Origin of the sequence: Serratia sp. CMO1, assembly GCF_015689115.1 — a bacterium.
Lineage (GTDB): Bacteria > Pseudomonadota > Gammaproteobacteria > Enterobacterales > Enterobacteriaceae > Serratia > Serratia marcescens.
In genome coordinates, this window is the sequence record NZ_CP065032.1 from 1,590,847 (window position 1) to 1,608,225 (window position 17,379).

Below are 17,379 nucleotides of genomic sequence, written 5' to 3' on the forward strand. Positions count from 1 at the left end.
TAGCGGATTAAAGACCCTTAATACCTACGCCACAATGCGCTTTTTGTCACACCGCAGGGCATTTTTTGTCTGCCGATCAACGCTCCCAGCGGCACACTTCCCAGCCGCGCACCGCCGCCAGCGCGCTCAACTCGCTGTCGGGGTTGATCACCGTGGCGCTGTCGACGAATTGCAGCATCGCCTTGTCGTTGAGGGAGTCGCTGTAGCCGTGGCTGTGCTCGAACTTCAGGTGCGGATGCTGCGCCAGCCAGTGTTGCAGGCGGATCACCTTGCCCTGTTGGTAGGTCATGGTGCCGTAGGTGTGGCCGGTGAAGCGGCCGTCGCTGATTTCCACGCCGATCGCCAGCGCATCGTCGGCGCCGAGCTGTTCGGCGATCGGCGCCACCAGGTGTTCGCCGGTGGCGGAGATCACCAGGATGCAGTCGCCGCGTTCGCGGTGCCACTGCAGGCGTTCACGGGCGGCGGGATAGACGCGCGGCAGGATGTCGCGCCGGATGTAGCGTTGCACCCAGCCGGCCACGGTTTGCACGCTCAGGCCGGTCAGCGGCGCCAGCGTGGCCTGCATGTAGTCCTCCATCGACAGCTTGCCCTGATAATAGAGCTGCATCAGCTGCTGCTCCTGCAGTTCCAGCTCCGCCGGCGCGAAGCCCTGGCCGACCAGCCAGCGGATCCACAGGCTGGCGCTGTCATCGTCAATCAGGGTTTCATCCAGGTCGAATAAGGCTAAATCCATCAGTATTTCTCCGGCAGGCAGGGTATGAGGTCGTTTACAGGATAGCGGATAGCGCACGTCGCCAGCCAGCGGCGTCGGCGAAATTGCGCAGAGCATAAGAAACATTGATGACGGTTTTGCGACAGTTTGTTGAACGTTTGCATAACTTAGAACGCAACAATATTGGCCGTCCCGGCGAGCGCGATGGTAACTATGGGGCAAATGCAGCTACCCGCCAGGGAGTGACAATGTTGATTATTCGCCTGTACGGCAGCCCGATCGTGATCGGGGAAGAAGAGGAACCGCATGATGACGCACTTGACGACGCTGAAGACGTTGCCGCTGCTGGATCTTTCGCAGCTTGACGGCGATGCGCGCCAGCGGCGCGCCTTTCTCGACGATTTGCGCGCGGCGGCCCGCGACGTCGGTTTTTTCTATCTGCGCGGGCACGGCGTGGACGGCGCGTTGAATGCGCGACTGCAGCACGCCGCGCGGCAATTTTTCGCCCTGCCGGAAGCCGACAAGCTGGCGGTGCAGATGGTGCATTCGCCGCACTTTCGCGGTTACAACCGGGCGGCGGCGGAGCTCACGCGCGGGCAGCCTGACTGGCGCGAACAGTTCGATATCGGCGCCGAACGCCCGGCGCTGACGCTGGCTGATGACACGCCGCGCTGGGCGCGTCTGCAGGGGCCAAATCAGTGGCCGGCGGCGCTGCCGGCGCTGAAACCGCTGCTGCTGGAGTGGCAACAGGCGATGACCGCCATGTCGCTGCGGCTGCTGCGCGCTTTCGCTTTGGCGCTGTCGCTGCCGGAGCAGGCGTTCGATCGCTTGTACGGCGAGAAGCCCAACGAGCACATCAAACTGATCCGCTATCCGGGGCGGGACGCCACCGGCAGCGCACCGGGCGTCGGCGCGCACAAGGACTCCGGGTTTCTCAGCTTCCTGCTGCAGGACGCGCAAAAAGGGCTGCAGGTGGAGGTGAGCGAAGGGCGGTGGATCGACGCCCAACCGCGTGAAGACACTTTCGTGGTGAACATCGGCGAGCTGCTGGAACTGGCGACCAACGGCTATCTGCGCGCCACGGTGCACCGGGTGGAAACGCCGCCGGCGGGGCGCGACAGGCTGTCGATCGCGTTCTTCCTCGGCGCACGGCTGGACGCGGTGGTGCCGCTGTATCAATTGCCGCCGCAGTTGGCGGCGCAGGCGCGCGGCCCGGCCAGCGATCCGCTCAACCCGCTGCTGCGCGACGTGGGGTATAACTACCTGAAAGGCCGCATCCGCTCCCATCCCGATGTGGCGCACCGTTTTTATCAGGACGTCATCGGCGTCTGAACGCCGGGCGTAAAAAAGCCCGGCGCGTCGGCCGGGCTGATGGTGCGCTGATGCGGCGATTATTCCGCCAGCGCCTGCTGCAGATCGGCGATCAGATCTTCCACATCCTCTATCCCCACCGACAGGCGCACCAGCTGCGGCGTGATGCCGGTTGCCAGGCGCTGTTCCAGCGGAATGGAGGCGTGCGTCATGCTGAACGGCTGGCTGATCAGGCTTTCCACGCCGCCCAGGCTTTCCGCCAGGGTGAACAGGCGCGAACGCTGGATGACCCGGCGCGCATAGGCGTCGTCGCCTTTCAACCGTACCGAGATCATGCCGCCGAAGCGCGTCATCTGGCGTGCCGCCAGCGCATGCTGCGGATGGCTCGGCAGGCCGGGGTAGTAGACGTTTTCCACCTGCGGCTGGCTCTCCAGCCACTGGGCGATACGCAGCGCGCTGTCGCTGTGGCGCTGCATGCGCAGGGCCAGAGTGCGAATGCCGCGCAGCGTCAGGAAGCTGCTGAACGGATCGAGAATGCCGCCGACCGCGTTTTGCAGGAAACCGAGCTGTTCCGCCAGCGCCGGGTTATCCCCCACCGCCGCGACGCCGGCCACCACGTCGGAGTGGCCGTTGAGGTATTTGGTGGCGGAGTGCACCACCACGTCAAAGCCCAGATCCAGCGGACGCTGCAGATACGGCGAAGCGAAGGTATTATCCGCCACGCTGATAAGCTGATGCTTTTTAGCGATCGCGGCGATGGCGCTCAGATCCGCCAGCTTGAGCAGCGGGTTGGTCGGGGTTTCCACCCAGATCATTTTGGTATCCGGTTCGATCGCCTGTTCCAATCGGGCGAGATCCGCCGGCGACACGTAAGTCACGCGCAGGCCGGCGGTGCGGCTGCGCACTTTTTCCAGCAGGCGATAGGTGCCGCCGTACAGGTCGTCTACCGCGATCAGGTGGCTGTCTTTATCGAGCAGCTCCAGCACCGTGGAGCAGGCCGCCAGACCGGAGGCGAAGGCGTAGCCGCGGCTGCCGCCTTCCAGTTCGGCGATGGCGCTTTCCAGCGCGGTGCGCGTCGGGTTGGCGCTGCGGGAATATTCATAGCCGGTATGTTCGCCCGGCGCCGGTTGGGCGTAGGTGGAGGTGGCGTAAATCGCCGGCATCACTGCGCCGGTCGCGTCCGGGGTGTAACCGGCGTGAACGGTCAACGTATCAAACTTGGCCATAATGGGTCCTTATTAACGTAATTTTTGGCGCCAGGCGTTAAGCACGTCTGTGCGGGTAATCAGGCCGAGGAAGCGCTCGCCGTCGAGCACCACCGCGACGTGGCCATGGTTGAAGGTGGCCTGTAATTCCTCGTAGCCGGCTTCCTTTTGCAGCGTATGGACCTGTTTGGTCATCGCGCTGCCGGCCGTCAGGCTGAAGTGGGCGGCGTCGGCCTGGACGGCGTTAAGCAGATCCCACTCATCGATCAGACCGACCACCCGATCGCCTTCCAGCACCGGCAGCTGAGAGATGTCGTACAGCCGCATGCGGGCGTGCACGATCGCCAACGTATCGTCCGGCGCGGCGGAAACGGCGGCGCCTTCGTCGTGGCGGTAGGCGATCAGATCGCGCAGATCGCCGTGCTGCGGTTTGCTCAGCAGACCCTGTTCCAGCATCCAGTGGTCGTTATACATTTTAGACAGGTATTTGTTGCCGCTGTCGCAGACGAAGGTCACCACCCGCTTGGGTTCGGTTTGCGCGCGGCAATAACGCAGGGCGGCGGCCAGCAGGGTGCCGGTGGAGGAGCCCGCCAGCACGCCTTCCTTGCGCAGCAGCTCGCGCGCGGTGGTGAAGGCTTCGGCGTCGCCGATGCGGTAAGCATTGCGGACCTGGTCAAAGTCGCTGAGCGGCGGGACGAAGTCTTCGCCGATGCCTTCCACCAGCCAGCTGCCCGCTTCGCCGATGTGGCCGTTGTCGAGATAGTCCGCCAGTATTGAACCCGCAGGGTCGGCCAGCACGAATTCCGTCTGCGGCGAAACCTCGGCGAAATAGTGGCTCAGCCCGCCCAGCGTGCCGCCGGAGCCGACGCCGACCACGATGGCGTCCACGTCATGCTCCATTTGCCGCCACAGTTCGGGCGCGGTGGTGGTGGTATGGGCCGCCGGATTGGCTGGGTTGTTGAACTGATCGATATAAAAGGCGCCGGGGATCTCCCCGGCCAGACGTTTGGCGTAATCCTGATAGTAAGCCGGATGCCCTTTGCCGACGTCCGAGCGGGTCAGCAGCACTTCCACGCCCAGCGCGCGCAGGTGGAAGATCTTCTCGCGGCTCATCTTGTCTGGCACCACCAGCAGCAGCTTATAGCCTTTCAGCGCCGCTACCAGCGCCAACCCCAGGCCGGTATTGCCGGCGGTGGCTTCGATGATGGTGCCGCCCGGCTGCAGTTTGCCGTCGCGCTCGGCCTGTTCGATCATCGACAGCGCCACGCGGTCTTTGATCGAACCGCCGGGATTCTGGTTCTCCAGCTTGACGAACAGCCGGCATGGGCCGGTATCGAACTGGGTCAGTTCCAGCATCGGGGTATTGCCAATCATCTCGATGACGGAATGGGGGATTGCCATGACTCATCTCCAGGATTATTCGGTATAAAAGTCTTTGTGCGGATGATAGCGCTGAGGATAAGCGCTTTAAAAAGAACAAATAACGGTTCTATATGCCATTATGGAATATATTAATCTTTTTTAGACGTATGGATGCGCAGATGTTTAGCGGTGCAGATGCTTGGCCGTGTAGCCGTGGGTGGATGCAAAAATGCGCGTCGCGATGCTTTTTTGAACGATAAGCGGGGGGCTGCGTACAGTTATGTAAAAATGCTGAAAATTCACGCTAAACCCTGCAAAAATAAGATAAATCACATAAACTCACAGCAAGGGCATTTTCGGTGCGTTGTGTTACCCGCTACGGGCGCCGCAAGGGGTTGCGGCCGGCACGCGCGCACCGGGCCACTCTCGCTGGTTGGCTTAAAACGTGAACATGTTTGAAAGTTAACGCTATTTCAATGGTTTTGAATGGACACTCTGGCGACGTCATGATGAAAAAAAACTTATCCACTTCCCTGAAAAAACTGACCTTCAGCGTAGGCATCCTGTTGCTGGCCGCCCCGGCCGTGCACGCGGCTGAGCCGCCGGCGCCGCCGCAGGTAGACGCCAAGGCCTTCATTCTGATGGACTACAACAGCGGCAAGGTGCTGACCGAAGGCAATGCCGACACCCGTCTCGATCCCGCCAGCCTGACCAAGATCATGTCCAGCTACGTGATCGGCCAGGCGATCAAGGCCGGCAAGATCAAGCCGGAAGACATGGTCACCGTCGGCAAAGATGCCTGGGCGCCGGGTAACCCGGCGCTGCGCGGTTCTTCGCTGATGTTTATCAAGCCCGGCGATCAGGTGCCGGTGCTGGAACTGAATAAAGGCATCGTGATCCAGTCTGGCAACGACGCCAGCATCGCGCTGGCGGACTACGTGGCGGGCAGCCAGGATTCGTTCGTCGGCCTGATGAACAACTACGCCAAATCTCTGGGGCTGCAGAATACCCACTTCCTGACGGTGCATGGTCTGGATGCGGAAGGGCAGTACAGCACCGCGCGCGACATGGCGCTGTTGAGTCAGGCGCTGATCCGCGACGTGCCGGACGAATACGCGCTGCATAAAGAGAAAGAGTTCACCTTTAACAAGATCCGCCAGATTAACCGCAACCGTCTGCTGTGGAGCAGCAACCTGAACGTCGACGGCATCAAGACCGGTTACACCAGCGGCGCCGGCCACAACCTGGTGGCGTCCGCCACCGACGGCCCGATGCGTCTGATCTCGGTGGTTTTAGGCGCGCCGAGCGATCGCGTGCGCTTTAGCGAGAGCGAAAAGCTGCTGACCTGGGGCTTCCGCTTCTATGAAACCGCGACGCCGATCAAGGCCGATAAGCCGTTCGTCACCCAGAAAGTGTGGTTCGGCGACGTCAGCGAAGTGCCGCTCGGCGTGGCGAAAGACGCTTCGGTCACCATTCCGAAAGGGCAGATGAAAAACCTGAAGGCCAGCTACAAGCTGACCCAACCGACGCTGGAGGCACCGCTGGCGAAAAACCAGGTGGTCGGCACCATCGATTTCCAGCTGGACGGCAAGACCATCGAGCAGCACCCGCTGGTGGCGATGCAAGAGGTGAAAGAGGGCAACTTCTTCAGCCGCATCTGGGATATGGTGATGATGAAGCTGAGCCAGTGGTTCGGCGGGATCTTCGGCTGAATAGCCTGATGTGGGAGCGCCCCGGGCGCACCATCCTCGACCAAGCCGCAACGGAGACGTTGCGGCTTTTTTTATTTTCAGTATCCGGCCGAAGCGGCGCTATTAAAAATAGTCCACCAGCATGGTGGCTCCGCTGGAGAAGTCACCTTCCGCCAGGGTGACGGCGCTGTTTTTCACCGGCACCGCATCAAGCGTCGGCGGATTGGCGTAGTCGATGTTCAGCGGCGTATTGATGGCGAAAGCCTTGCCGTTGGCCAGCAGTTTGATGCCCAGCCCATTGACGCTGCTGTTCAACACGCTGCTGTCAAAGGCCGCCGCGCTGCCCATGATCTTCATTTTCAACTGGCGGCTGTTATCCAGAAACTCACACTTGATGCTGTAATCGATGCGTTGCATATAGCGATTACCGTCGATACGTTTGATGCCGACCTTGCCGAAGTCGATATCGATGGTGCGCCCGTCGTTGATCACGCAAGGCGGAGGCGCCACCACGGTGGCGGTGATACTGACCTTGGTGCCCTGGTCGGCGGCCTGGGGGGCGGCGCTGATCACACCCAGCGTAAACAGCAGAGCGCAGCGCGTTTTCCTCATCATGTTCATTTGGGTTCCCGTCTCAAGGTGCGCTGAAGATCAGCGTGGCCGAGCCTGACATCGGACCGGTGGCGATACTGGTGTAAGGCACATTGTTCTTCACTGGCACAAAGGTGACGGTGTCGTTGCCCAGCCCGTTGACGATGCGCGTTCTGAACGTATTGTTGGGTTTCACCACCGCGCCATTGTGCACCATGGCTACGCCGACATTAGGATTGGAGGTCTTGATGAAATCGCTGGAGAAGCCGCTGGCATCGCTGACCATGCGAACCAAAATGTCTTGTGTCGCGCTCTGATCGTCACACCGGTAGCTGAGCGCCTTGTCCTGTTTGAGTTGGGCGTCGCTGGCGCTCTGCGTGAGGAAGTCCTGGCGGATCTGCCCAAAGTCGACGTTAATCTGCTGGCCGTTGTTGATAGTGCAACTGGTGGTGACGAAGTAGGCGTCGTTGTCGGCGATCAGGCGCCACCGGTAAGGCCCACACTTTGGGCAACCTGACTGGTCATTTTTTTGTTCAAAGTTGATTTGGCCGATGACGTCGCCCTTGTTCACCTTGATATCCTGCGTCGGCGAACGGTTGAGCACGATGTAAACCCTGATGGAAATGCTGGCACTGTTTAGGCCGGTAATCGTCATCACCTGGATACCTGATTGGATCGGGGATAAGTAGTCGGTGCCGTTGATTGTCATGCCGTTGGCAAGCGTACCGAAAATGGCGGTGTTCATCGACAACGCCGGGCTGCCGGTGAGTAAAATATCTTTCCAGCTGGCGACGTCGTTTTTACAGGTCACCTGACTGACGTTGACGATTTCATTTTTCCCGATGGACAATTCAGGGCCTATCTTTACCCTGACGTCGACCGGCGTCATTGAACCACCCTGACCAATGCTCCCGCCGTCGGAGGTTTTACAAGTAAATGCATTGGCGTTACCAATGAGTACGAAGAAAGATAATGCCAGGCAGTGTTGTAAAAATAGGATGGTTGTTTTTCTCACAATAATATCCCGATTATATAGTGTCATTTGGTTAGGTGCCGCCATGAAATAGGGCTAATTAGGCTGACTGTGCCGGCGTTATTCCGTTAAACGAGAATAAGGCGCATCTATTCCTGGTATTTCCTTGTTGCCAGCTGGCAGTAGGGCAGTGGGGTACCACCTCAACGAGTTGTTGATGGAGCCGTCCGTTACGAGCACTTCTTGTTTGGCGACGAGCTCCAACAGCAGTAGCCGGGCGCGGTAAACCCCGACGTTGACGGCGTTGGCCAGTTGCCGGGTAGACAACCACAGATGCTGAGGTGGCAGTCCGGTGTCGGGACATTGACGGGGCGACTGCGCGAATAATGTTTGCAGCAGATCGTGCTGCAATTGCCGTATTTCCTTTTGTTTTGGAGATAACGCTTCCATAGCACTTCCTCTGTATTTCGATTGCTGTATTCCTAAGAAAAAACAAAGTTTCACTGCCTACCAATAACGAGGTAAATCGCGAATCAAGAAAAATCCTATCTATTTATCAGGATTGAAAAAAAGGGGGTTCCCACTCCGTTCTTACCTGTTTGCAGGCTGGGGGAGTGTCACGCAGAAACCTAAAGTTTTGGTTTATTATATTCACAAAGAGCTGCTTTGCGATCTGATTAATTGTGAAACAGAGAAAAACAGGATATTGCACTATAAAAGTATTTTTTACGATCTATGAGCCTAAAAATAACACTAAATTAACTTTAATTAGGAAATAAATTGCGAATGTTCGTCTTGATCAAAAAAAGACTTTTTTTGCTGGTGGGCATTTGCCAGAATATTCATCGCCAGACAAGAAGGGCGGGTTAGAAAGTATTGGTCTCTGCTTGTTGTGATTTCGTTTATTTTTATATGACGAGTTCATTAATGGGCAGGCCGCTGCAGACTTGCCGTTATCGACGTGTTTATTGTCGGTATTTTTGGGTTTTGGCAGTTAACCAACCAGCAAGATGCTAAAGAATCAGGGCTGCGTATATATAAGCGCGAGCAGATTTCCTGTTGCTCTTTTTCTTGATTGGAATATGCATTTTTTCTTATAAGGAATATAGGTTCTATGAAACTTAACAAAGTCATGATGGCTGCAGTGATTGCATTTGGCGCAAGTTCTTTTGAACAGGCAGCCGATCAGGGACACGGTAAAGTGACCTTCACGGGTTCTATTATTGATGCGCCATGCTCTATTGCACCCGAGTCTATCGATCAGACCGTAGATCTGGGCCAGGTTTCTAACGTGGCGTTGAAAAACGGCGGCAAATCCAACCCGCGTCCATTTGAAATCAAGCTGGAGCAGTGTGATACCACTACGCTGAAAACCGTTAAAACCACCTTCAGCGGCATTGCATCGTCAACCAACAAGGATCTGTTGGGTATCGCGGGGACCGCCAGCGGCGCCGGCGTAGCAATCACTTATGGCGGCCAGCCGATCAAACTGGGTCAGGCGACTGCGGCACAGACGCTGAATACTGGCAACAACAGCCTGAACTTCGCCGCTTACCTGCAGGGTGAAGGCGCTTCCGCAGCCATCGTTCCGGGCGATTTCACCGCCGTAGCCGACTTCACTCTGGCTTATCAGTAAGTGAGACAGCAGGCTTAATCAACCAGGCATGGGGTACGCCGCATGCCTGGTGACTCTCTGTGTCAAAGGAATGTCGCGATGTTTTTTTCAAGGAATCGAGCGGGTGCCGTTCTTTTGGCGTCGTTGGCGTTTGCGCCCGGCAGTGCAATTTCCGCCGCACAGGGGTGGGGCAAAGTCAGTATGCACGGCGCCATTATCGACACTGCCTGCGCCATTGCCGCCGGCAGCCGCGATCAGACTATCGATATGGACACTCTTCCTATCGGACAGATCATTCGTGACGGCCAGGGGATGACTAAACCTTTCAGTATTGAATTGGTTAATTGCATTTTGGAACGTCCGGAAAACAAGCCTGATTGGAAATTCTTTCAGGTCACGTTTGACGGTTTGGCGGAAGGCGTTTTGTTTGGCGTACAGGGCGATGCGCGCGGCATCGCATTGAAGATAAAAGACAGCCGCGGCAGGCCGGTTATTCCAGGGGAGCCGTTGCCGATGGAGGGAATAATACCGGGGAGCCGAGTGCTGAATTATTCCATGACGTTAATGCCGAATCACCAGCCGTTGAAGGTGGGAGCGTATTTTTCCACAGTGCGTTTTAAGCTGGATTATTTTTGATTTTTTCTCGTACTGACGGTTAATTCGTTATTGAAAGGACTTTATTATGCTTTCACCGGCAGGGAAGTTATTTCGTCTTCAGGCCTTGGGGCTCTGTGTCGCCCTTTCTCTGGGAAATCCGATCGCGTTGGTTTATGCCGCCGACGTTATTCAATTCAATACTGACGTCTTGGACATCAACGATCGTAAAAATATCGATCTGAGCCAGTTTACGCGCAGCGGCTACATCATGCCGGGTGTTTATACCATGGTGGTGCACGTCAATAAGAACGACCTGCCGGAACAGCCGGTGACGTTTATGGCGCCCGAGAACGATCCTAAAGGCAGCGAAGCCTGTCTTTCGCCGGAGTTGGTCAACCAACTGGGGCTGAAAGAAAAACTGTTGAGCACGTTGAACTGGACGCACGGCGGCCGTTGCCTTAACGCCTCCAGCCTGGCTGGGATGGAAGCCCGCGGCGATCTTGCCAGCTCCTCGCTGTACCTCAATATTCCTCAGGCCTATCTGGAATACAGCTCGGAAAACTGGGATCCGCCTTCGCGCTGGGATGACGGTATTCCCGGGCTGCTGTTTGACTATAACGTCAATGCTCAAACGCAAAAACATCAGAAAGGCGGCAGCAGTTACAGCCTGAGCGGCAACGGCACCGGCGGCGCCAATCTGGGCGCCTGGCGTCTACGCGCCGATTGGCAGGCTAATCTCAACCATCAGACCGGTTCTTCTCAGTCGACCGACAAACAGTTCGACTGGAGCCGCTATTACGCCTATCGGGCTATTCCGGCGCTGCGCTCGCGGCTGACGATGGGGGAGGATTATCTGAACTCCGACATTTTCGACAGCCTGCGTTTTACCGGCGTCAGTCTGCGATCCGACGACAGCATGTTGCCGCCCAACCTGCGCGGCTATGCGCCGGAAGTGACGGGCGTGGCGAAAACCAACGCCAAGGTGGTGGTCAGCCAACAGGGGCGCGTGCTGTATGAGACGCAGGTGGCGGCGGGGCCATTCCGCATTCAGGACATCAACGACGCGGTTTCCGGCGAGCTGGACGTACGCGTCGAAGAGCAAGACGGCAGCGTGCAGGAGTTCAAGATGAACACCGCCAACATCCCTTATCTGACGCGACCGGGTACGGTGCGTTACAAGCTGGCGACGGGCAAGCCGTCGGAATGGGGGCATCACCTGCGCGGGCCGATGTTCGGCACCGGTGAGTTCTCCTGGGGCATCAGCAACGGCTGGTCGCTGTACGGCGGGGGCATCGCCGGCGGCGATTACAACGCGCTGTCGCTGGGGATCGGGCGCGATCTGATGGCGCTGGGGGCGTTGTCGTTCGATGCCACGCAGTCGCGTGCGCGCTTGCCGCAGGAGGGCGCTCTGACCGGCGGTTCGTACCGGTTGAGCTATTCGAAGAACTTCGACCAGTACGACAGCCAGATCACCTTCGCCGGCTACCGCTTCTCCCAGGAGGACTTCATGAGCATGGGGGACTACCTCGATGCGCGTTACGAAGGAGGACGCAGCGGCAAGAGCAAGGAAATGTACACCATCACCTTCAACAAACAGTTCCGCGATCTGGGGTTGAGCACCTATCTCAACTACAGCCACCAAACCTACTGGGATCGGGCGCCGAACGATCGTTACAACCTGATGGTATCGCGCTACTTCGATATCGGCGATTTCAAAAGCGTCAGCGTGTCGCTGTCGGCCTACCGCAACCGCTATAACGAACGCAATGACGACGGGATGTATCTGTCGCTGTCGCTGCCCTGGGGCAGCGCGGGCACGCTCAGTTACAACATGACGCTCGATCGCGAAGAGAACGCCCACCGGGTCGGTTACTACAACCGGGTCGATGAACACAACAACTATCAGATCAGCGCCGGCGCCGCACGCAGCGGGGCGACGGCCAGCGGCTATTACAGCCATCAGGGCGATATGGCGCAGATCAACGCCAACGCCAGCTACCAGGCCGGCCGCTATAGCGCCGTCGGCATCGGCGCGCAGGGCGGCCTGACGATGGCGGCGGAAGGGGCGGTGCTGCACCGTGTCAATACGCCGGGCGGCACACGCTTGCTGCTCGATACCGAAGGCGTCGCCGGCGTGCCGGTACGCGGCTACGGCAGTACGGTGCTGACCAACCGTTACGGCAAAGCGGTGGTGGCGGATGTAAACAGCTACTACCGCAATAAGGCCAGCATTGATCTCAACAGCCTGAGCGACAACGTCGAGGCGACGCGTTCCGTGGTGCAGGCCACGTTGACCGAGGGAGCCATCGGCTACCGCAAGTTTGAGGTGATTGCCGGCGAGAAGGCGATGGCGATCGTCAAACTGGCGGACGGCAGCGAGCCTCCATTCGGCGCCACGGTGTTGAATGCCCGTAAACAGGAGACCGGCATCATCAATGACGGCGGCAGCGTTTACCTGTCCGGCCTCAACCCCGGCGAGCGTATGAGCGTGCATTGGAACGGCGCGGCGCAGTGTGAAATCCAGCTGCCGGCGCCGTTGCCGGCCGAAATGCTGATGAACACGCTGCTGCTGCCTTGCCGTCCTCTTGCCGGCAACAAGCCGGCGGCTGACGCCAACTGACTTACACCCGGCGGAGTGCGCTCCGCCGCTAAACCGCCGGGGCGGGATTGCCCGCCTTCGGCCGACTGGAACCGTGAAGACATGATGAATCTGACTATGACCAGAAAGACCGTTTCCCTTGTGGGCCCGCTCGCCGCCGCATTGACGCTCGGCGCGGTCGGCCTGCCCGCTCATGCGGCTATCGCGCTGGATCGCACGCGCGTGATTTTCGACGGCGACCTGAAAACGGTCAGTCTCAACATCAGTAACCAGAACAAACAGTTGCCGTATCTGGCGCAGGGGTGGATCGAAGACGATCGCGGCAACAAAATCCAAAGCCCTTTCACCGTGTTGCCGCCGGTGCAGCGGGTGGAGCCGGGCAAACCGAGCCAGGTGAAGATCCAGTCGCTGCCGGCCGCGCGTCAGCTGCCGCAGGACAGGGAGACGCTGTATTACTTCAACCTGCGTGAAATCCCGCCGCGCAGCAACAAGCCGAATACGCTGCAGATAGCGTTGCAGACGCGCATCAAAATGTTTTATCGCCCGGCGGCGCTCGCCCCGAAGAAGAACGCGGCGCCGTGGCAGGAGCAGCTGACCCTGACCCGGCAGGGTGACAAGTACGTGGTGAACAACCCGACCCCGTATTACGTGACGATCGTTGAGGCGAGCGCCGGCAAGGGCGGGAAAGGGGCGGCGGGCTTTGAACCGTTGATGGTGGCGCCGAAGGCCAATGCCCCGCTGAACGTCTCCGCCGCGAGCCTCGGCAACGCGCCGTCGCTGGCGTACATCAACGATTACGGCGGGCGGCCGCAGTTGAACTTCCGCTGCGCCGGCAATGCCTGCCAGGCCGTGCCGGCCGCCAAATGACGAGCCGCGCGCAGGCAGGAAAGACAGAGTGAACACAGCGGAGTGAACGAATCATGCAACGAAAGATCCCCATGCTGTTGGGAAAGGCCTATGAGCGCCATCAGCGACGCACTATCGGCCTGACGGTATTGGCCGCGCTGATGGTGCCGCTGACGGCGGGCGCGATGCTGATGCTGATGCCGCCGGCCCGCGCGGTAGACAATTGGGACGTGGAGGGCGCGAACGGCACGCTCCACGTCTACGGTGCGTTGACGGAAAGCGCCTGCAGCCTGGAAATGACCACCGCTCGTCAGGAAGTGTGGTTGGGTGAGACGGGAACGGCGCACTTCCAGCGCCCGGGCGATCGCGGCACGCCGGTGGCGTTCGAGCTGACGCTGAAAGACTGTCTGCGGGCGCCGGCGAGCAACCGCGACGCCTGGACCGGAGTGCTGGCCTGGAGCGGCAGCCAGCCTGCGGTGTCCGTGGCGTTTGCCGCGCCGACGGATGACGACGCGCCGGGGTTGGTCAGGGTCGCCGGCGTTACCGGATTGGGGTTGCAGTTGGCAGATGCCACCGGCCTGCCTGTGCGCCTCGGCGCGCGTAACAAACCGGTATTGCTGACGCCGGGACAAAACACCCTGATGTACACGGTGACGCCGGTGCGCACCCCGGCGACGCTGAGCGCCGGCGCTTACCGTGCGGCGATCGATTTCCGGCTTTACTACGACTAATACGCCGCTTGCGCCCGGTCGGCGCAAGCGCAACCAAAGGGAGTGGCGTCATGCGCGCGACAGAGACGAACCGGCGCCGGAGCGCGCTGTTGGGGGCTGGCATGGTCATGGCGGCCGGCATAATGGCGCAGTCGGCGACTGCGGCGGAAAACATGCGCTTTCACGGCACGCTGGTGGCCGAGCCGTGCGTCATTCAGCCAGGGGATGAGGACATCCCGCTGGATTTCGGCACCATCGTCGACAAATACCTGTATCTGAACACCCGCTCCCACAGCCAAACCTTCGCGTTGCACCTGACCGAGTGCGATCTCAGCCTGGGCAATACGGTGGCTATCACGTTTACCGGCACCGAGAACGCCAAACTGCCCGGCCTGTTGGCGTTGGATGCCGGCAGCCTGGCGTCGGGGATCGGCATCGGGCTGGAGGACAGCAGCGGCAAGGCGCTGCCGCTCAATCGCGCCAGCGATAAATTCCGCCTGAATGCCGGCAACACCACGCTTACGCTGCAGGCCTATGTGCAAGGGGAGCCGGAGGCTATCCAGACGAAGTCCATCGGCCGCGGCACCTTCAGCGCGGTGGCCACTTTTACGTTGGAATACGAATAAGCGTCTACAAGGACAAGAAACGCAATGATGAGAAAGCACGTCAATCACGCCCTGCGCATGGGGCTGCTGTGCCTGTTGGCGTTGAGCGCCGCCGCTTGCCAAAGCCAAAAGTCGGGCAAGCCCGCCGTGAACACCAAAAATCAGGTTGTGCAACCTCCGTCAGAAGAGGCTTTGCGCAAGCAGCGTGAGGCCGAGCAACTGCAGCAGTGCCAGCAGCAACTGGGGGCATTGCGCGCGATCGACGAGAAACAGTATCAGCGCTATAAGCAGGCCTTCGACAGCCTGATGAGCGGCGCTTCGCAGTACGCCAGCCTGCGCGCCAGGGTAAACGGCGACACGCAGGCGACGGTGGATGCGCTGTATCGCTATAAGGTCAACTATCTGTGCGCCGGGGTGAATCAGGCGGTGTTGACCGGCTTGGCGGATCGCGGGGAGCAGATTAAATGAGGCTGCGCCTGCTGGGCTGCGTCGCTCTGCTGTTCTCCGGCGTCGCGCTGGCGGACGACGGCGTGCCGGCGCTGCTGCAGTTTGCCGAGCAGTATCAACGGCAAAACACCGTGCCGACGAACGAAAAAGCGGCGCCAGCCGACCGCGGGGCGGGACAAAAAAGGCCTGAGCCGGCAAAGCGCTCGTCGGGCGCCAACCAGCCTGCTTCATCGGCCAAAGCTTTTACGCTGACCCAGGAATTATTGGCGCGTGACCAACAGCTGGCGCGTCAGCGAATGGAACTGACGATGTTGCGCCAGGAACTCGCCGCGTTGCGGGCGGAGAAAGCGACGCCATCCGTCGCGACGTTGCCGGACTCGTCAACGCTTCAGCAGTGGATCGCCGGGCTGGGCGCCGCCTGGCGCGGTTCGCCCGATGCGCAGCGCGCCGAGGCGCTGTTGCGTCAGGCGACGCAGGAAACCGCCAAAAGCAGAGCGGCGGCGGCGCAGGCCGAACGGCGCGTTACCGAGCTGGAATCTGCCGCGCAGGCATCGGCACAGACGCTTGCACTACGCCAACGCGAGCACCAGGAGGCGTTGCACGCTCTGCGCGCCGCGTTGGAAGAGAGCGAGCAGAAGCGGGCCGGTGAGCAGAAAGTGACCCAGCAGACGCGCGAAGCGCTATTGGCGCTGCATAAGCGGCTGCAATGGGAAGTGACGCCGGAGCAGTTGAAGGATGAACGCAAGCGTTTGTCCTATGCGGCGGGCAGTGCGCTGGGGCGGGACATTCAGGGGGTAGTGGCGGCGCGTCAAAGCTGGGGCGTACCGGTGGACCGCGACAGCCTGTTGGCGGGCGTCATCGATAGCGTCTCGGGGCGTTTGCGGCTGCCGCCGGATGAACTGGATGCGCTGACGGCGCAGGCGGATGCCGCCGCCGTGGCCGCGCGTGAGAAACGCGTTAACGAACAGCGGCGGCGTGATGAAGATTACCTGGCGCGATTCAGTCAACAAAAGGGCGTAAAGCAGTCGGCGATGGGCTTTTGGTATCGGGTGGATTACGCCGGGGAGGGCGCGCTGGCGCCAACGGCGGTGGTCGATGTGGTCGTGAAGGAGAAGTTGACCGACGGTACGGTGATCCAGGATATGGAACTGAGCGGCAAGGTGCTGTCGCAACCGCTGTCCGAGTATCCGCCGCTGTTCAGGGAGGCGATAAGCCATCTGCACAACCACGGTTCGCTGACGATGGTTGTGCCGCCGGCGCTGGCCTACGGCGAAACCGGCTACCCGCCGAAAGTGCCACCTAACGCCACCATGATTTATGAATTACGCATCGACAACAGTCAGGCGCCGGCAAAGGGCGCTCAGGCGGTTAAACGGGAAGCCGGAACGGCGGGAGGGCAGGGATGAACACGATGATAAAAATCGCGCTATTTGATGAAAACCGTTACTTCAGCGCCGGCTGGCAGGAGGCTCTGGCGCTGCACTTCAGCACTTACGGCAAGCGCACGCTGTTACTGGATGCGCAGCAGGTTCACGAAGCCGATCTGGTGTTCTGCTATTTTCTTCCCGGCGTGCAAAGCTGTTTTTGTCACTTCTTTGAGACGCAGACCGCGGGGCGCAAAACGCTGTATTTCTCGTTGCGAACGCCGGAGGGGCGGCATAAGCGCACCGTTGGGAACCGTTGCGCGCTGGAGGCCGGTGTTATCTACCACGATACGCCGTTGGTCTCGGCGCTGTATCAGGTGAGCGCCGAGCTGGAGCGGCGCAGCAAATGGCCGGGCAGGCCGGGTTGTGGCAGGAACTGCATATGCCAGCACCGCGGCCTGACGCTGCGCGAACAGGAGATCATGCGCTGTATGACGCGGGAGATGGGGGTGACGCAAATCGCACGGATGCTGGACATCAGCGTGAAAACCGTCAGCAACCACAAGATGAGCGTTATGCGCAAAATGGGATTCCGGCGTAATGCCGAGCTTTATGGGTGGCTGCGACACAGCGCCCGTCCCGGCGCCATGGGGCTCGAACCGGCATTCAGCCGGGCGTTGCGGCAGGGAAGGAACGGCATTGAGACGGCGCCGGCCAAATCGGACCGGCCGGCGCCTTAAGTGCCTTACCG

Annotated in this window: 18 protein-coding genes; 12 read left to right on the plus strand and 6 right to left on the minus strand. The window is 59.8% G+C overall.

Going from position 1 to position 17,379, the window contains the following annotated elements; all coding sequences use genetic code 11:
- Window positions 1-76 precede the first annotated feature (76 nt).
- Window positions 77-733, minus strand: coding sequence for an HAD family phosphatase (locus IT763_RS07535; protein ID WP_206195301.1), 657 nt, complete (start codon window positions 731-733; stop codon window positions 77-79).
- Window positions 734-840: 107 nt separating this feature from the next.
- On the opposite strand from IT763_RS07535, the gene IT763_RS07540 reads away from it, so the two are divergent.
- Together IT763_RS07540 and IT763_RS07545 are read left to right on the plus strand one after the other, a co-directional pair.
- On the plus strand, window positions 841-1,077 hold the full coding sequence (locus tag IT763_RS07540) for a hypothetical protein (RefSeq protein ID WP_206195302.1): 237 nt from the start codon (window positions 841-843) through the stop codon (window positions 1,075-1,077).
- Window positions 1,022-2,044, plus strand: coding sequence for an isopenicillin N synthase family oxygenase (locus tag IT763_RS07545; RefSeq protein WP_206195449.1), 1,023 nt, complete (start codon window positions 1,022-1,024; stop codon window positions 2,042-2,044). The genes IT763_RS07540 and IT763_RS07545 overlap by 56 nt, the downstream gene beginning before the upstream one ends.
- Before the next feature lie 59 nt (window positions 2,045-2,103).
- Here IT763_RS07545 and IT763_RS07550 read toward each other — a convergent pair whose 3' ends face one another.
- Complete coding sequence (locus IT763_RS07550; RefSeq protein WP_206195303.1) at window positions 2,104-3,249, minus strand: PLP-dependent aspartate aminotransferase family protein; 1,146 nt, start codon at window positions 3,247-3,249, stop codon at window positions 2,104-2,106.
- 12 nt (window positions 3,250-3,261) lie between these two features.
- Window positions 3,262-4,629, minus strand: a complete 1,368-nt coding sequence (locus IT763_RS07555) for a cystathionine beta-synthase (RefSeq protein WP_206195304.1) — start codon at window positions 4,627-4,629, stop codon at window positions 3,262-3,264.
- A 467-nt stretch (window positions 4,630-5,096) separates the two neighbouring features.
- On the opposite strand from IT763_RS07555, the gene IT763_RS07560 reads away from it, so the two are divergent.
- Entirely contained in the window at window positions 5,097-6,302 is a 1,206-nt protein-coding gene (locus IT763_RS07560) for a serine hydrolase (RefSeq protein ID WP_015377270.1), read from the plus strand.
- Between the two features lie 102 nt (window positions 6,303-6,404).
- On the opposite strand, the gene IT763_RS07565 is transcribed toward IT763_RS07560, so the two are convergent.
- The 3 genes from IT763_RS07565 to IT763_RS07575 all read right to left on the minus strand — a co-directional run bounded on the left by IT763_RS07565 (window position 6,405) and on the right by IT763_RS07575 (window position 8,295).
- Entirely contained in the window at window positions 6,405-6,896 is a 492-nt protein-coding gene (locus IT763_RS07565) for a fimbrial protein (RefSeq protein WP_228009660.1), read from the minus strand.
- A gap of 19 nt (window positions 6,897-6,915) precedes the next feature.
- Window positions 6,916-7,761: a fimbrial protein gene (locus IT763_RS07570; protein WP_228988424.1), complete on the minus strand. Its 846-nt coding sequence runs from the start codon at window positions 7,759-7,761 to the stop codon at window positions 6,916-6,918.
- Window positions 7,762-7,965: 204 nt separating this feature from the next.
- Window positions 7,966-8,295 carry a hypothetical protein gene (locus tag IT763_RS07575; protein WP_016928383.1) on the minus strand — a complete coding sequence of 110 codons (330 nt, stop codon included), beginning with the start codon at window positions 8,293-8,295 and terminating at the stop codon, window positions 7,966-7,968.
- A 664-nt stretch (window positions 8,296-8,959) separates the two neighbouring features.
- Here IT763_RS07575 and IT763_RS07580 point away from each other — a divergent pair.
- From IT763_RS07580 to IT763_RS07620, 9 genes are all read left to right on the plus strand, one after another.
- A complete protein-coding gene (locus tag IT763_RS07580; RefSeq protein WP_206195305.1) occupies window positions 8,960-9,481 on the plus strand; it encodes a fimbrial protein in 522 nt (173 codons plus the stop codon).
- A gap of 78 nt (window positions 9,482-9,559) precedes the next feature.
- Window positions 9,560-10,096: a fimbrial protein gene (locus tag IT763_RS07585; RefSeq protein ID WP_016928382.1), complete on the plus strand. Its 537-nt coding sequence runs from the start codon at window positions 9,560-9,562 to the stop codon at window positions 10,094-10,096.
- Between the two features lie 46 nt (window positions 10,097-10,142).
- Window positions 10,143-12,677, plus strand: a complete 2,535-nt coding sequence (locus IT763_RS07590; protein WP_075205891.1) for an outer membrane usher protein — start codon at window positions 10,143-10,145, stop codon at window positions 12,675-12,677.
- An 81-nt stretch (window positions 12,678-12,758) separates the two neighbouring features.
- The gene (locus tag IT763_RS07595) at window positions 12,759-13,523 is read left to right on the plus strand and encodes a fimbria/pilus periplasmic chaperone (RefSeq protein WP_079451001.1); all 765 of its coding nucleotides are present in this window, start codon (window positions 12,759-12,761) and stop codon (window positions 13,521-13,523) included.
- A gap of 71 nt (window positions 13,524-13,594) precedes the next feature.
- Window positions 13,595-14,233: a fimbrial protein gene (locus IT763_RS07600; RefSeq protein ID WP_033640839.1), complete on the plus strand. Its 639-nt coding sequence runs from the start codon at window positions 13,595-13,597 to the stop codon at window positions 14,231-14,233.
- A 50-nt stretch (window positions 14,234-14,283) separates the two neighbouring features.
- Window positions 14,284-14,838 carry a fimbrial protein gene (locus tag IT763_RS07605; protein WP_028127969.1) on the plus strand — a complete coding sequence of 185 codons (555 nt, stop codon included), beginning with the start codon at window positions 14,284-14,286 and terminating at the stop codon, window positions 14,836-14,838.
- Window positions 14,839-14,862: 24 nt separating this feature from the next.
- Window positions 14,863-15,285, plus strand: a complete 423-nt coding sequence (locus IT763_RS07610) for a hypothetical protein (protein ID WP_016928377.1) — start codon at window positions 14,863-14,865, stop codon at window positions 15,283-15,285.
- Window positions 15,282-16,670 (plus strand): FKBP-type peptidyl-prolyl cis-trans isomerase N-terminal domain-containing protein, encoded by a 1,389-nt coding sequence (locus tag IT763_RS07615; protein WP_151254356.1) that lies wholly within the window; start codon window positions 15,282-15,284, stop codon window positions 16,668-16,670. The genes IT763_RS07610 and IT763_RS07615 overlap by 4 nt, the downstream gene beginning before the upstream one ends.
- Window positions 16,667-17,368 (plus strand): helix-turn-helix transcriptional regulator, encoded by a 702-nt coding sequence (locus tag IT763_RS07620; protein ID WP_206195306.1) that lies wholly within the window; start codon window positions 16,667-16,669, stop codon window positions 17,366-17,368. Before IT763_RS07615 ends, IT763_RS07620 begins: the two co-directional genes overlap by 4 nt.
- Window positions 17,369-17,379: the final 11 nt, after the last annotated feature.